Origin of the sequence: Streptomyces bobili (assembly GCF_002154575.1) — a bacterium.
GTDB classification, from domain to species: domain Bacteria; phylum Actinomycetota; class Actinomycetes; order Streptomycetales; family Streptomycetaceae; genus Streptomyces; species Streptomyces bobili.
Genome location: NZ_MUBA01000323.1, coordinates 1 through 14,965, shown reverse-complemented (window position 1 = coordinate 14,965; position 14,965 = coordinate 1). Strand labels below are relative to the sequence as shown.

The following is a 14,965-nucleotide window of genomic DNA, read 5'->3' as shown; positions in this document are numbered from 1 at the left end:
CTCGACCAGGCCGTCGGTGTACAGGACCAGCCGGTCGCCGGGCGCGAGGCGGCACTCCGCCTCCTCGTAGCGCGCGCCGTCGCCCGCGCCGAGCAGTATCCCGAAGGGCCGGTCGAGGTAGCGGGCCTTGCCGTCGCGCACCAGCAGGGGCGGCGGGTGGCCCGCCTGCGCCCACACCAGCCGCCGTTCGCGCGGGTTGTAGCGGGCCAGGACCATGGTCGCCGTGCCGTGCGGATCGCGGGAGTGCAGCAGCAGGGCGTTGAGCCGGCCGAGGGCCCCGGTCAGTGAGGAGCCGGTGATGACCATGCCCTTGGCGGTGAACCGCAGCAGGGCCATCGCGGCGACGGCGTCGACGCCGTGCCCGGCGACGTCGCCCACCACGAACAGCGCGTCGCCGTCGGGCAGTTCGATGGCGCTGAACCAGTCGCCGCCGACGTTGAGCCCCGACTGGGCGGGCAGGTAGGCGATGTCGACCCGCAGGCCGGCCAGCCGCACGGGCTGCTTGGGCAGCGGGAGCAGCGCGTCCTGGAGTCTGGCCGCGACCGTGCGCTCGGCCTGGAGCGCCCCGTGCTGGGTGAGGACGGCCCGTTCACTGACGACCAGGGCGAGTTCGGCACTGCGCTGCGCGGTCACGTCCTGGACGAAGCCGTGCACCTCCACCGGGGTGCCCCGGTCGTCCGGCACGGCCTCGGCGACCGCCCGCAGATGACGGATCCCGTCGCGGGCGGCGACCCGGAACGGCACGTCGCACGGCCGGCCCTCCCGCGTCAGGCCGGCGACGGCGCGGGCCAGCGCGGGCTCGTCCTCGGGCAGCGCCAGACCCGGCAGTCCCTCCAGGGGCACGGCACCGCGCGCGGGGTCGCGGTCGAAGATGGCGAAGACCTGGGAGGACCAGTTCACCTCGCCGCTGACCAGGTGCCAGTTGGCCCAGCCCAGGTTGCCCAGCCGCTGCACGTCCGCGAGGCGCTGCTCCTGCCGGTCCGAGGGGTCGTGCCGGTTCCAGTTGACGACCAGTCCGTCACCCAGCCGCGCCACCCGCGTCGAGTAGGTGGCCAGTTCGGCGACCCCGGCCACGATGTGCTGCCGGGCGAACGGTTCGCTCTCGTAGGGGCGTCCGGAGTCGAGCGTGTTCAGGCAGCCCTGCCACAGCGGTTCCTCGGCCGTCGCCGGCCAGCACTCCAGGAAGCGCAGTCCCACCAGTTCGCGGCCGCTGCGGCCGACGGCGTCGGAGGCGTCCGCGGTGGCGGCGTCGACGCGGAAGTCCTCGACGTCCCCGGACGGGCCGCGCAGCGGGGTGAGCAGGACCGCGGCCCCAGGCAGCCGTTCGAACACCGTCCGTACCGCCTCCGTCGCCGCGCCGACCGCGCGGTCCTGCCGGATGCCGAACATCCGCAGCGGACCCGCGCACAGCCGGGCCGCGGCCAGCAGGTGCCGGCGGACCTCGGGGCTGAACGGTCCCTCGCGGCGCCGGAGTACGCCGACGACGACGTCGGCCGGCCTGCCGGCGGTCACCGGCAACCAGGCGCGGCTCGGCCACCGGTGGGAAGGCTCCCCGATCAGCACGTAGTGCCGCCGGTCCTCGTCGACGTTCTCCAGCCAGCGCGCCTCGCCGGCGTCGAGGGCGGCCAGCGCGGCGAGCCCGGTCAGCGGCGGCACCCGGCTCCACTGCTGGACGAGCAGGTCGTCGACGCCCGCGTGCCCGACGAGTTCGAGTCCGCCGGCGGGCTGCCGCGCGAAGATCAGTACGGCGTCGGCCCCGGTGTCCGGCGGGAGGTGGTCGAGCAGGCAGCGGGCGAGGTCCTGCGGTCCGCCGACCCGGACCAGCGCGCGCCCGAACCGGGCGAGTGCCGCGCCGTAGGGTTCCGCCGGGAGCGGGGCGGACCGCGGCGGGCTGTCGGTGACCGCGGCGACCGGGGGCGGGTTCGCGACCGCGGGATCCTGTGGACCGAGGCCGCCGAGGACGATCCAGCACTCCTCCAGGAGCGTGCGTCGTCCGTCTTCGGCCCGCCGCTGGAGCTCCTCGTGGGCGGCTTCGGAGGAGCAGCCGGTGCGGGCCATGACGGCGCCCTTGGCACGCTCCAGGACCACCGAGGCGGCGGCTGTCTCACGGAGCCGGTCGAGTTCTGCGCGCTGGCGGGCGACGACCTTGGTCAGGGCGGCCAGATCGGGTACGGCACCGGGCTCCGGGGGCCGGGCGGCTTCGCTCGTCACGCCTTGAGCATGGCACACCGGCCGGGGTCCGGGCACGGTCTTGCGTCATGGCTCCGGCCAGCGACGATGGCTGCCGGGGCGGTCGGGCCCAGGGGGCGGTTCAGCGCCCGGGGCCGCCCTCCACGAGCGCCTCGGAGACCGTGCGGACGCTGCGGGCGATGTGCTGGAGTTGCAGCACCTCGGCGGCGTACATCTTGATCGTGTGCTCGATGACGGACTCGGGCAGGCCGAGGCGGGGGAGGTCGGCGCGGGCGGTCTGCAGGGCGGTGCGGGCCACCCGGATCTCGTGCTGGACCTGGATCTGCGCATGGCGGGCGAGCAGCACCGGGTGGCGCAGCAGCGCGGGGTAGCTCGCGTAGCGCGCGGGCACCAGTTCGCGCAGCCACTTGGCAGCGGAGCGCTCCCAGTCGTAGCTGCCGGGGGTCTTGACCTGGCACGGCCAGTCCGGGCTGATGCGCGTCGTCGTCAGGGGCATGATCATCGCTTCCGGGTGTGTGGCGTCGTGACGGGTGGTCCGACGGTTCTGGGCGGCCCCGATCTAGGGGATGACCGGGGCCGCCACGGGCGCTCGCTCCGGGCGAGGCCCCGAGCACCCTCGGCGCCGACGCGGGTAGGGGACGGCGGCTTCGGGTGCCCGTTCTGGTGCCCTTGGCGGGCGGGTGCGACCGTGAGCAGTATTTATATATGCCGTCTTCTTTGCAAGGCGTATGAAAACATTCATGCGCGATTTGTTCGTAATGATCCCTGTGCGATTCCCGGGGACCGGGGGGTGTGCGGGAGCCGGCGGCCGGCGGCGGGTCATTCGGGCAGGAAGAACTGGTGCTGCTCGGCGATCTGCTCGTACTCCTCCAGCCGCGCCTGGGTGCGTTCGGGACCCGCGTCCGTCATCGCCTGGAGCAGCGCCGCGGCCATCACCCCGGGGGCCGCGTAGGAGTCGAAGACCAGCCGGGAGCCGGTCCCGGTGGCGAAGGTGACGTCGGCCTCGTCGGCCAGCGTCCCCAGCGCCAGGTCGGTGACCAGCGCGACCTTGAGACCGGCGCTGCGCGCGACCCGTACCGCGGTCAGCGTCTCCTGCGCGTGCCGGGGCATCGAGAACGCCAGCACCCAGGTCCCGCCCGCCTCACGGGACTGCAGGAGAGCGTCGTAGGCGACACTGCCGCCCCGTGTGACCAGCCGTACGTCCGGGTGGATACGGCGGGCCGCGTAGGCGAAGTACTCCGCCAGCGAGACCGAGATGCGCAGGCCCAGGACGGTCAGCGGCGTGGAGGCCGACAGCCGCCGGCCGACGTCGATGACCTGGTCGGGGTCGGCGAAGTCGCGGCGAAGGTTCTCCAGGTTCTCGATCTCCGCGTCGACCGCCGCCTGGAGTTCGTTGCTCCCGTTCTCCTCGGCCGCCGCCGGTCCGCCCGCGAGCGTGCCGAGCGCGATCGACTGGAGCTTCTCCCGCAGCGCCGGATACCCGCTGAACCCGACCGCCGCCGCGAACCGGGTCACCGAGGGCTGGCTGACCCCGACCCGGTCGGCGAGGTCGGTGATCGACAGGAACGCCGCCTCGGTGATGTGCTCGATCAGGTACTGGGCGATGCGCCGCTGGCCCGGGGACAGATGAGGCCCGTCGAAGAGCGCCCTGAGCCGGGAGGTCGCGGACACCTCCGCCTCCGGATCGGTCTTGCCCGAGGTGATCGTGGTCCCCTGTGCGCGTGCCTGCTGAGGCGATGGCACCGGTCCTCCTCCGTGTTCTCCCACGAAGCTCAACATAGCTCACGGACCGTGCCCGGCCGGGTGCGCGAGAGGGCGGGCCCGCGCCTGGTGAGCGCAGGAGGGGGTGCGCGCGGGAACGGTCCGCCGACGGGCCCGCGCCCGCCGGCGGGCCGCCCCGGCCCGTCACGGCGTCATCGCCGCACGATGCGCACGGACCGACCGTCGGCCGTGCACAGCGGCACGGCCCGCGGGCGGTCTTGGCGGTCGTGCAGTTCGACCCGGCCCCGCCGCCGGACCGCTCCGGCCGTCGCCTCGTCAGTGCCGCACGATGCGCACGCTCAGACCGTCGGCCGTGTACAGCGGCACGGCCCGCAGACGGTCCGTCCCGTCGTGCAGCTCGACCCGGCCGAAGCAGCCGCGCAGCGCCGGGGCGTCGATCACGCGGACGGTGCTGCCCACGGCCGGCGGGTGTTCCTCGTCCAGGCGCAGAGACAGCACGCTGTCCGCTCCCAGAACCACCCGGCGCGTCACGGTCAGGACCGCCTTGCGCCGGCCCGCGCGCAGCGTCGGTTCCAGCGTGCCCGACTCCTGGGCGAACAGGCCGTGCACCTGGATCGGTTCGTCGACGCGGACGGTCCCGCCCAGAACCCGCACGTCACCGTGGCCCAGCGCGTGCGCCGACGCCGACACCAGGACACCGTCCTCCACGACGGTTCCGCCGGTGTAGCGGTTGTGGCCGGTCAGGGTGAGGGTGCCGGTTCCCTTCTTCGTCAGTGCGCCCCGTCCGTCGATGTCGTTGCGCCAGGCGTCGGCCGCCTGGAAGCCGCCGGCGGACGCGTCCAGCGTGACCGTCACGTCCGAGGCGAAGGAGCCGTAGCCGTCGGCCGCCGTGAACAGGTCGAGGCGGCCCCACTGCTCGAAGCCGTCCAGCAGGACGTACCCGGCGGGCAGCGCGGTCGTGCGCAGCACCTCGCGACGCTGGTCCGCGCTCAGGTACGGCAGCCGTGTCTCCAGGAGCACCTCGGCGCCCTTGGGCACGGTGAGCGGTGCGTCGCGGCCTTCGCGGCGCAGCACATAGGTCAACCGGGGCTCGACGGAACGGTAGTTGGCGCGGCGGTCGGCGTAGCGGTCGCCGGCGTCGGAGTGCGCGTGGGCGTACAGGGTGTCGGCCGTGGTGCCGGTGTGCTCCGTGAAGTACGCCAGGGCCTGCGCCCGCGCCGCCTTCTTCAGCTCGGCGTTGGCCGGGTCGGCCAGCGCCGCCGCGGCGAGGGCGGTGGCCATGACGCGCCCGCCCATGACGTCGACGGTGGAGTGCATGCCGGAGACGATCCGGGTGTGGCTCAGTTCGAAGGCGCGCGTCACCAGTTCCTGGAACCGCTCGGGCACCGCGTGGGCGAACGCCAGGGCGGCCAGGTGGAAGGCGTTGGTGTGCCCGCTGGGGAAGCCTCCGTCGTCGACGGGGGAGGTGCTGCGCTGGCGCAGCAGTTGGGTGACGACGACCACCTTGGAGTCGTAGACCGGGTAGCCGAGCGCGTCGGTGCGGCCGGTGTCGACGACCTTGCTGTCCTCGTTCATGCGCCACGGCCGCGGGTACTGGAACGCGTACTTGCCGGGGTTGCCGGACGCGAACGGGCCGCGCACGGTGTCGACCAGTTTGGCGACCAGCCCGAGGTCCGAGGTGTACGACCCGGCGCCGAGCGCGGAACCGGCCGGGGCGTCGGCAGGGACGGCGTCGCTGACCGTGGTCGGGGGAGTGGTGTCGGGGGCGGCGGTGATCGAGGTGACCGCCTTGGCTCCGGTGCGGTAGAGGCCGGCGAGCGGGCCCAGGGCGCCGATCATCGCGTAGCTCTGGTGCTGGCGGTCGTGGACGAACGCCTCCCTGGCCTGCGCCTCCGTGCGGGCGGTGGTGACGCGGGCGCAGTACCGCATGTTGGCGCGCAGCACGTCGGGCCGCAGCGCGGTGCCGGTGTTCCAGGCCGCGCCGGTCTTCCAGACCTGCGCCATGCCGCCGAGGACGCGCACCACGGCGTTGGTCTCCGGCGTGAGGTTCGCCATGACGTTGGTCTTGTAGTCGTCGATGAACGCGAGCGGGGCCGTAGACGCCGGGGCCGCCGTGGCGGCCTTCGCGTCGGCGGCGGCCAGCCAGGAGACCAGCGTCGGCGCGGCGACCAGTGCGGCGGAGCCGCCCAGGGACGCCTTCAGAAAGCCTCGTCGGTTCACGGCGGTTGACGGCATGGAGGTGCCTCTCTCGAGTTGTTCGGCCGTGCGGCCGGGGAGGTCGTGCGATCGAGTGCGACGGAATGCGGTGCGGCGGAATGTGATGGGCAGGAATGCGGTGGGACGGAATGTGGTGCGACTGAGTGCGACTCTGAACGGTTTTGACGATCCGTGAGTCGAATAGTGCGTACGTGCGAAGATCTACGGCCGTGTCGTGTCCCCACGGCGAGGGACCGGCGACCGGGACGTGTCGTGCGGGTGAACGGGGCGCCGATGCGTCGCGGCGAGGGCGGCCGGGCCGCGGACGGGCGGGCCGGGGCGCCCCAGCACTACCGCAGCCGCGGTCGTGGCCCCGGCGGGCGGCGGCGAGTGTCCCGGTGAGGGTCTCCGCGGGTGCCCGCTCACACCAGCCCCCGTGCCAGTGCGATCGCGCCCTGTACCGGCGGGACCCGCAGGGCCCTGGCCCGTGCCCCCGGCAGTGTCCTCGCGAGTGCCGTGGTGAACGCCTCGTACAGCGTGGGCTGGGCGAGCACCGTGCCGCCCGCGACGACGACGTCGTGAACGGGGACCCCGCGGGCGGCGAGCCGGGTGACGAGGGCGGCGAGCGCCTCGCCCGCCTCGGCGATCACGGTCCGGGCGAGCGGGGAACCGTCGTCGGCCGCGGCGAACACCGCGGGAGCGTGCCGGCCCCACTCGGCGGAGAGGTCACCGGCGCCTTCCAGGGCCGCGCCGAGGGCCGGCACCTCGGGCACCCCGAGCGAGTCGAGCAGCCCGAGCGCGAGGCGGTCGGGCCGCTCCCCGCGGTCGTGGGCAGCCCATACGGCGCGGGCCGCCTCCCGCACCAGACCGGCGGCGCCGCCCTCGTCGCCGAGGACCGCGCCCCAGCCGCCCACCTGGACGGCGGTGCCGTCGGGCAGCCGGCCCACGGCCACCGAGCCGGTGCCGGCGACCAGGCCGACGCCCTGGTCGAGACCGGCGGCCGGGACGAGGAGTTCGGCGTCGCCCACGACCCGGGCGGGCACGCCGAGGAGGGCGGTGACGGCGGCGCCGATCCCGGCACCCTGGCGGGGGGTCTCACAGGCGTGCGCGCCGACGGCGAGGGCACGGGGGCGGGCGCCGGCGGGGAGCGCGTCGCGCACCAGCGCGGCCAGCCAGTCGGCGGCGGCAGCGGGCTCGTGCGGCCGCCAGCCGGCGCTGGCGCGGACGTGGTCGGTGACGAGGTCGCCCCCCGCGAGCGCGCGGAGGTGCGTCTTGGTGCCGCCCACGTCGATGCCCACCAGCAGGGGGCACGCGGGAGGGGAGTCCTGCACGGATCCTCTTTCGTCGTTGCGCTGGGCTGCGACGGCGGGCGAACCGTGCTCCTGAGAAGGACAGGAGGGAACAGGAGACGGAAGGGGTGAACGAAGCCCCGGGACGGGCCTCTGACGGAGCACGGCAGGCGAGTACCGTGATGTTCGTTAGGAAGTTAACTAACGAAGTACAGTGCGTCAAGAGTCGTCGCGCACTCGGCCACGAGTGCGTTCCGGCCGGGCCGGGAACGCGTGCGAAACGCTGGACGCCGGCCCTCTTCCGACGCCGTACTCCGCAGAGAGCCGACCGGTAGAGACGGCCGGCGTGCGGGTGCGGCCCCGTGATCTGAGATGGGGGAACCGTGGAACACGTCGTGGCAAGAGCCCCCCGGCTGACCGAGAGCGCGGGGGCGGTGTTCGCCGTGCTGGCCGAGGCGGGCAGTGCCACCCGGCCGCAGCTCGCGACCCTGGCGGGCCTGTCCAAGCCGACGGTGTCCTCCGCCGTCGCGGAGCTGGAGGGCGTCCGCCTCGCGGCCCACTCCGGCACCTCCTCGGGCGGTACGGGACGGACGGCGGCCGTCTACCGTCTCGGTCCCGCCGCCGGGTCCGTACTCGCCGTCGATCTCGGCCCGGCCCTCACCCGGGTGCGCGGCTGCGCCCTGGACGGCACGCTGCTCGCCGAGGCCACCGGCTCACGGGCGGGCGCCGCCGACGTCGTACGGGAGGCGCTCGACGCGCTGCCCGACGATGCTCCGCTGCGGACCATCGTGGTCGCCGTGGGTGACGTCACCGCGCCGGGGGAGCGGGGCACCGGCATGCGCCCGGCGACCGCCAAGGCCGGTCCCGTCTTCGACGCCGTGGCCGTCGCGCTGCCGCCGGGGGTGCCGGTCCACCTGGAGAACAACGTGAACTGTGCCGCGCTGGCCGAGCTGCACGAGGGCGCGGCGCGGGGCCGGCACACCTTCGGCTATCTGCGGATCGGCGTGGGTATCGGCCTCGGCATCGTGGTCGGAGGGCGGGTCCTGCGCGGGGCGAACGGCGCCGCGGGAGAGCTGGCCCGGCTGCCCTACCCCTGGGCGGACGGCAGCGAGCCCCGGCACGAGGCCCTGGAGGACTACATGGGCGCCCGCTCCCTGCTGCGCCGGGCCGCCGAGATCTGGCAGAAGACCGACGGCCCCTGTCCGCGCACCACCGACCGGCTGCTCGCCCTGGCCGGCAAGGGCAGCGCCCCGGCCCGTGCCGTCCTGGACCGCCATGCCGTGGACGTGGGCCGGCTCGCCGCCGCCGTGATCGCCGTACTGGATCCGGGGCTGGTCGTGCTGGGCGGCAGCACCGGCGCCGATCCGCGGCTGCTGCCCGGTGTGCGGGCCGAGGTGGAGCGGCTGAGCTGGCCCACCGAGGTGGTCAGCAGCACCGTCGGTGACCTGGGAACGGTCGTCGGCGCGGCCCGGCTCGCGGTGGCCCGGGGAGTCCAAACCGTGACCGAGGCGGCGCGGGTGAAGGATTGACGGCCTCGGACTCGGTCTGCCAATGTCCGGACAAGCGCTTTCTAAGTCGGCCGGGACGTCGACTTGGGGCAGGCGTCCCGCCCGTACCCGAGGTACGGCAGCCGCACGAGGGCGTGCTCGTGTGACGACGGCCATGGCGGCCGGGGATACGCACCCGTCAGGATGGCGCGGCCGGGCGAGGCCGCTCCACCGGAAGGCGCCATCCAGAGCAGCATCCCCGTGCCGCATCGACCGGCCGGGAAACCCGTCACGCACCTCAGGGAGGACCCGGTGGGTCACCACATCTCGCGCAGAACCATCTTCCGCACCGCGAGCGGTCTCGCCGCAGCCGGAGCGCTCGGCAGCTCGCTCGCGGCCTGCTCCGGCGGCACCGGGGCGGGCAGCAGCACCAGCAAGCTGACCATGACCTGGTGGGGCAGCGACGAGCGTCACGCGGCCTACAAGAAAGCGCTTGCGACCTTCGCGAAGGACAACCCGAAGATCGAGGTCCAGCCGACCTACTCCGGGTACGACGGGTACTTCGACAAGTTCAACACCAACGTCGCCGGCGGCAGCGCGCCCGACCTCATGCAGATGGACACCGCGCTCGTCGCCCAGTACGCCCGCAAGGGGGTCCTCGCCCCGCTCGACGAGTACGTCGGCAAGAGCCTCGACCTCACCGGCTTCGCCAAGACACTCCTGGCGAACGGCACCGTCGACGGCAAGCTGTACGGCGTCCCGTCCGGCATCGGCGTCAACCAGCTCACCGTCAACCGCAGCGGCCTGGAGGCCCTCGGCCTGAAGCTGCCCGAACGCGAGTGGACCTGGACCGACCTCAAGTCGATCGCCCAGGAGGTCTACAAGAAGAGCGGCGGCAAGACCTACGGCGTCGACGACGGCGGCGGCGGCACCCTCCAGTGCTTCGAGATCTTCGCTCGCGAGAAGGGCCAGACCTTCTTCTCCGAGGACGGCAAGAAGGTCGGCTTCACCGCCGACACCCTCCAGGAGTGGTGGGAGTACTGGGCCGAGATGCGCAAGCTGAACGCCTCCCCGCCGCCCGCCATCACCTCCGCCGCGCACAACGACCTCACCAAGAACGCGGTCGTCATCGGCAAGTCGCTGTTCACCTTCGACTCCGGCGTCTACGGCGCGGGCGGCTCGATCACCGACGCGCAGCTCGACTTCCTGCCCACCCCGCAGGGCGACTGGTCCGGAGCCCGCGAGGGCAACTTCGTCAACGGCGGCGTGCTGCTCAGCGCGACGAAGAAGAGCAAGCGGATCGCCGACTCCGTCAAGATCATCTCGTTCATCGCGCAGAACGACAGCGCGATCAAGGACTTCCAGCTCCTGCGCGGCATCCCGCCGACGGACAAGGCCCGCAACCTGATCTCCTCCGGCCTGTCCGAGACGGACAAGCTGAACATGGCCAACGCCGACTACATCTCCCAGCGCGTGGCCAAGGCGACGAACGCGCTGCCCAACCCGGTCCCCCCGCCGCAGGGCGCCGACCAGGTCTGGGACCTGCTGTTCCAGTCCAACCTCGCCGTGGCCTTCGGCAAGAAGTCCATCAAGGCGCAGCTCGGCGCGTTCTTCGACCAGGCGGCAGGAATTCTGTCCGCGTAGGGCGGCCTGCCTGTCCCACGGACAGGCACTCGCGAGCGGCGCACGGGAAACACCGGGAGAGGCCAGGGAGATGAGTATGACCACCGCGAAGACCGACGAGGTCGTGAAGGAGGCGCCGGCCGCGGCGTCCCTGTCCGACCAGCGGGAGCGCGAACGCATGCGGCGCCGCCTCGCCAGAAAGCGGGGCGGAGGCTGGTGGCCGTACGTCTTCCTGGCCCCCTGGTTCGTCGGCCTGGCCGGCCTGACGATCTATCCGATGCTCGACTCGCTGTACCTGTCCTTCACCGACTTCGACCTGCTGACGCCCCCGGAGTGGGTCGGCACGAAGAACTACGAGCACATGTTCGCCGAGGACCCGGTCTTCTGGGACTCGGTGCACGCCACGCTCCTGTACGTCGCCGTGTCCGTCCCGCTGAAGCTCGCCCTCGCGCTCGGCGTGGCGATGCTGCTCAACCGGGACCTCAAGGGCATCGGCCTCTACCGGGCCGCCTTCTACCTGCCCTCGCTGCTCGGCGGGGCGGTGGCCGTCGCCATCGTGTGGCGCCAGGTCTTCGGCGGGGACGGTCTGTTCAACGACTTCCTGAGCTGGTTCGGCATCAAGGGCCAGGACTGGATCTCCAGCCCCGACACGGCGATCTACACGCTGATCCTGCTGGCCGTCTGGCAGTTCGGCACCCCGATGGTCATCTTCCTGGCCGGCCTCAAGCAGCTGCCCAGGGACGTGTACGAGGCGGCGGCCATCGACGGCGCCGGCCCGGCCACCCGCTTCTTCAAGATCACCCTGCCGCTGCTGACCCCGATCGTCTTCTTCAACGTCATCCTGCAGATCATCGACGCGTTCAAGACCTTCACCCCCGCCTTCGTCATCAGCAACGGCAGCGGCGGGCCCCTCAACTCGACGATGCTGTACTCCCTCTACCTGTACAAGAAGGGCTTCACCGACCTCGAGATGGGATACGCCTCGGCCATGGCCTGGGTGCTGTTCCTGGTCATCGCAGGCTTCACGGCGGTCAACTTCATCGCCAGCCGTTACTGGGTCCACTACGACGACTGACGCCTGACGTCCGAGCGAGGAGTCCTTCCCACCATGTCCGCCATAACCCCCGACGCGTCGCCGTTGCACAAGCTCCGCACGGCCACCGGCGCCCGCCGCATCTTCATCCACACCGTGCTCATCGGCGTCGCGGTCGTCATGCTGTATCCGCTGCTGTGGATGCTGAGCAGTTCGCTCAAGCCCGACACCGAGATCTTCACCCACCCCGGACTCATCCCGAACGAGGTGCGCCCGGAGAACTACTCCGAGGGCTGGAGCGGCTCCGGCAACTCCTTCTCCCTCTACATCACCAACTCGCTGATCGTCACGATCGGCGCGGTCATCGGCAACGTCATCTCCTGCTCGCTGGCCGCCTACGCCTTCGCGCGCTTCGAGTTCCGCGGCAAGAAGATCTGGTTCGGCCTGATGCTCGGCACGCTGATGCTGCCCACCCAGGCCGTCCTCATCCCGCAGTACACGATCTTCTACAACCTGACCTGGATCAACACCTATCTGCCGCTGATCGTGCCCAAGTTCTTTGCGGTGGACGCCTTCTTCATCTTCCTGATGGTCCAGTTCATCCGTTCCATCCCGCGCGAGCTGGACCACGCGGCCATGATGGACGGCGCCAACCCCTGGCAGATCTACTGGAAGATCATCCTGCCGCTGATGAAGCCGGCCCTGATCACCACCACCATCTTCACCTTCATCTGGACCTACGACGACTTCCTGCACCAGCTCGTCTACCTCCAGCAGAACGACAAGTTCACCGTCCCCCTCGGCCTGAGGCTGTTCATGGACCAGACCAGCGGCTCGTCCTACGGCCCCATGCTCGCCATGTCGACCCTCGCCCTCCTGCCGACCCTCATCTGCTTCCTCATCTTCCAGAAGAGGCTGGTCGAGGGCCTGGCGACCTCCGGCATGAAGGGCTGAGCAGACGTGTACCTCCCGCACCAGCGCGGCCCGCTGCACGACCTCGCGGACACCCCGCAGGCCTACGACGCCGTCCTCGCCGACGTCACCGAGCAGGCCCTCGCCCGGCTCACCCCGCAGGGCAGCCTCGAACACCCCGACTGCGTCGACGACATCGGCGACACCTCCCTCGGGATCACCTCCCTGCTGGCCCTGGCCTGGAAACGCTCCAGGGACCCGCGCCTGCCGGAGGCCGTACGCCGCAGCGTGGACTTCCATCTGCGCGAGCGCGTCTACCGCGACGACAACCCCGGCTACCCGAACCTGCGCGTCCGCAACTCGGGTCTGCCGTACGCCCGTTACACCCTCGCGCCCGGCGCGCACCCGATCGGGGACTGGCCGAGCACGGTCTGGGCGCTGCTCCAGCTCGTCAATGTGACCGAGACCGCGACGGACCTGCTCGACGACGAACTCCGCCACGAGCTGCTCCAGGTCGCCCACGGCTACTGGCGCTGGCTGACCGAGGCGACCTTCTTCAACCCGCAGGAAGCCGGCAACCAGGCCCTCGGCTGCGTCGTCGGCGGCCTGATGCTGGCCCGCCAACTCCACGGACCCCAAGGCGAGTCGGTGCGGGCACGGGCCATGAGCCTGTACGAGGAGGAGATCCGCGCCCACCACGTGCGCGACCGCGGCGCCCTCCTGCCCCCCGAGCACGGCGGCGCCTACGACAACAACTACGGCCCGATCTCCCTGTCCTTCCTCGCCCAGGCCCACCGGGTCAGCGGCGAGGACGTCTTCGCCCGCGACGGCGACGCGCTCGCCCGGTACATCGACGCCCGGCTGACCAACGGCGGCTTCGACAACGGCGGCCCCCGCTACAGCGAGCAGCACTCCGGCTTCGAGTCGGTCCTCGGCCTGCGCTACTTCGGCCACCGCATCGGCTCCGACCTCGGCCGCTACCGGGGCGACACCCGCTGGGGCCGGCACGCGGTGAAGGCCGACGGCGGCGTCGACGGCCACTTCGCGTGGATGCTGGTCTGGCAGATCCAGGACACCACCCGCTGGCACCGCACGCCCGCCGGACACCCGGCCCGCCACCAACTGCGCGCCGGCACCGTCTCGGTGGCCTTCGACGACCGGATGACCCCCTCGGTGATCGAGGCGGGCGGCACCTACTACCTGCCCGCCGCCGTCAGCCGCCAGCACGGCTACGGCCCCGTCACCGACGGCTTCCTGCTCTGCCGGCCCATGGGCGAGGTCCGCGTCCGCGACCTGCGCACCGCCACCCTGAGGGCCAAGCTCGTCACCAAACCCGTCGTCGGCCGCGACCACGTCCTGCGGTACGTGCGCTCCCTCTACGTCACCGACGGCACCCTGCTGTGGACGACGGTGGCCGTCGAACGCCTCGCCGGCACGCCGTACCTGCTGGCGGGTCTGCCCTACGCGAAGGACGACGGCGACCGGGTGCGCCGTACGGCACACGGCGAGGCCGTCTCGGCCGGCACCCTGCGCCTGACCCATCCGGCGGCCGAGGGCGCGGAGCACTTCGACGCCCGCGCCGAACTCACCCAGCAGCAGGCCGCGTTCGCCCTCGCCGCCGACCCGCGCGGCTACGGCGACCCCGACGAGGGCTGGCGCCACCTGGTCAGCTCCACGGCCCTGGAGGCCGGCCCCGTCCCGGACGCCCCCGACGACCTCCACGTCTTCGCGGTCCGCTACGGCTCACCGGACCCGCTGACCGTGTCCGTCACCCGTGACGGAACGGACCTCGTCATCCGCACGGCCCGCTTCACCGCCGTACTCGGCGACGACGACGCCCACGGGGAACCGGAGCTGACCCTGCGCGAGACCTGAGCACGCGTGGGGTCGGCCGCCGAGCGTCAGCCGAACCGGCCCCGCACCACCAGGTCAGCCCGGTCGCGCGTCGCCGCCACCAGGTCGGCGTTGCGCTGGTCCGTGCCCCGGACCCAGGCCTTCGCCGCCGCGTGCTCCTTGCCGAACTCCTCATGGCGGGCGACGAGCCGGCGCACCCGCTCCGCCTCGTCGACCTCGCAGAACCACACCTCGTCCAGCTCCGCCCGCACGCGTGCCCACGCGCCCGTGCCCAGCAGCAGGTAGTTGCCCTCCGTCACCACGAGGCGGACGGCCGGCGCCACCGGGACGGCGCCCGCGAGGGGCTGCTCCAGGTCCCGCTCGAAACCGGGCGCGTACACGATGTCGTCGCCGTCGGCCTCCTCCCGCAGCCGGCGCAGCAGGGCCGCGTACCCGGCCGCGTCGAAGGTGTCGGGAGCGCCCTTGCGGTCCCGGCGGCCCAGCCTGCCGAGTTCGGCGTCGGCGAGGTGGAAGCCGTCCATCGGCACCCGCGCCACCCAGGGCTCCCCGGTGCCGTTCAGCTCCCGCACCAGGTGCTCCGCGAGCGTCGTCTTGCCCGCGCCGGGCGCGCCGGCGATGCCGAGGATCGCGCGGCGCCGCCCGCGCGCGAGGGCACGCGC

11 protein-coding genes are annotated in these 14,965 nt (G+C 72.5%); 5 read left to right on the top strand and 6 right to left on the bottom strand.

From position 1 onward, the window contains the following. The 5 genes from BZL64_RS24930 to BZL64_RS24910 all read right to left on the bottom strand — a co-directional run. A partial coding sequence (locus tag BZL64_RS24930; RefSeq protein ID WP_086771435.1) for a SpoIIE family protein phosphatase occupies window positions 1-2,211 on the bottom strand: 2,211 nt, incomplete at its 3' end. A gap of 100 nt (window positions 2,212-2,311) precedes the next feature. After that, window positions 2,312-2,692 (bottom strand): hypothetical protein, encoded by a 381-nt coding sequence (locus BZL64_RS24925; protein WP_190046534.1) that lies wholly within the window; start codon window positions 2,690-2,692, stop codon window positions 2,312-2,314. A 317-nt stretch (window positions 2,693-3,009) separates the two neighbouring features. Next, on the bottom strand, window positions 3,010-3,933 hold the full coding sequence (locus BZL64_RS24920; RefSeq protein ID WP_086771434.1) for a MurR/RpiR family transcriptional regulator: 924 nt from the start codon (window positions 3,931-3,933) through the stop codon (window positions 3,010-3,012). 294 nt (window positions 3,934-4,227) lie between these two features. After that, entirely contained in the window at window positions 4,228-6,147 is a 1,920-nt protein-coding gene (locus BZL64_RS24915) for a phosphatase PAP2 family protein (protein ID WP_086771433.1), read from the bottom strand. Window positions 6,148-6,530: 383 nt separating this feature from the next. After that, on the bottom strand, window positions 6,531-7,439 hold the full coding sequence (locus BZL64_RS24910) for an N-acetylglucosamine kinase (protein ID WP_086771432.1): 909 nt from the start codon (window positions 7,437-7,439) through the stop codon (window positions 6,531-6,533). A gap of 353 nt (window positions 7,440-7,792) precedes the next feature. Here BZL64_RS24910 and BZL64_RS24905 point away from each other — a divergent pair, with 353 nt between their 5' ends. From BZL64_RS24905 to BZL64_RS24885, 5 genes are all read left to right on the top strand, one after another. Continuing rightward, the gene (locus tag BZL64_RS24905; RefSeq protein ID WP_244205480.1) at window positions 7,793-8,926 is read left to right on the top strand and encodes an ROK family protein; all 1,134 of its coding nucleotides are present in this window, start codon (window positions 7,793-7,795) and stop codon (window positions 8,924-8,926) included. A 270-nt stretch (window positions 8,927-9,196) separates the two neighbouring features. Then, window positions 9,197-10,528, top strand: coding sequence for an ABC transporter substrate-binding protein (locus BZL64_RS24900; protein ID WP_086771430.1), 1,332 nt, complete (start codon window positions 9,197-9,199; stop codon window positions 10,526-10,528). Between the two features lie 76 nt (window positions 10,529-10,604). Next, window positions 10,605-11,582, top strand: a complete 978-nt coding sequence (locus tag BZL64_RS24895) for a carbohydrate ABC transporter permease (RefSeq protein WP_086771429.1) — start codon at window positions 10,605-10,607, stop codon at window positions 11,580-11,582. A 33-nt stretch (window positions 11,583-11,615) separates the two neighbouring features. Then, complete coding sequence (locus BZL64_RS24890) at window positions 11,616-12,494, top strand: carbohydrate ABC transporter permease (protein WP_086771428.1); 879 nt, start codon at window positions 11,616-11,618, stop codon at window positions 12,492-12,494. A 6-nt stretch (window positions 12,495-12,500) separates the two neighbouring features. Continuing rightward, on the top strand, window positions 12,501-14,327 hold the full coding sequence (locus BZL64_RS24885; RefSeq protein ID WP_086771427.1) for a hypothetical protein: 1,827 nt from the start codon (window positions 12,501-12,503) through the stop codon (window positions 14,325-14,327). A 26-nt stretch (window positions 14,328-14,353) separates the two neighbouring features. Here BZL64_RS24885 and BZL64_RS24880 read toward each other — a convergent pair. Then, a partial coding sequence (locus BZL64_RS24880) for a nucleoside/nucleotide kinase family protein (protein ID WP_107430340.1) occupies window positions 14,354-14,965 on the bottom strand: 612 nt, incomplete at its 5' end.

Bases quoted from the DNA above. Each gene is read 5' to 3' on its own strand.
- BZL64_RS24925 (WP_190046534.1), bottom strand. From the start codon at position 2,692: ATGATCATGCCCCTGACGACGACGCGCATCAGCCCGGACTGGCCGTGC.
- BZL64_RS24915 (WP_086771433.1), bottom strand. From the start codon at position 6,147: ATGCCGTCAACCGCCGTGAACCGACGAGGCTTTCTGAAGGCGTCCCTG.
- BZL64_RS24895 (WP_086771429.1), top strand. From the start codon at position 10,605: ATGACCACCGCGAAGACCGACGAGGTCGTGAAGGAGGCGCCGGCCGCG.
- BZL64_RS24890 (WP_086771428.1), top strand. From the start codon at position 11,616: ATGTCCGCCATAACCCCCGACGCGTCGCCGTTGCACAAGCTCCGCACG.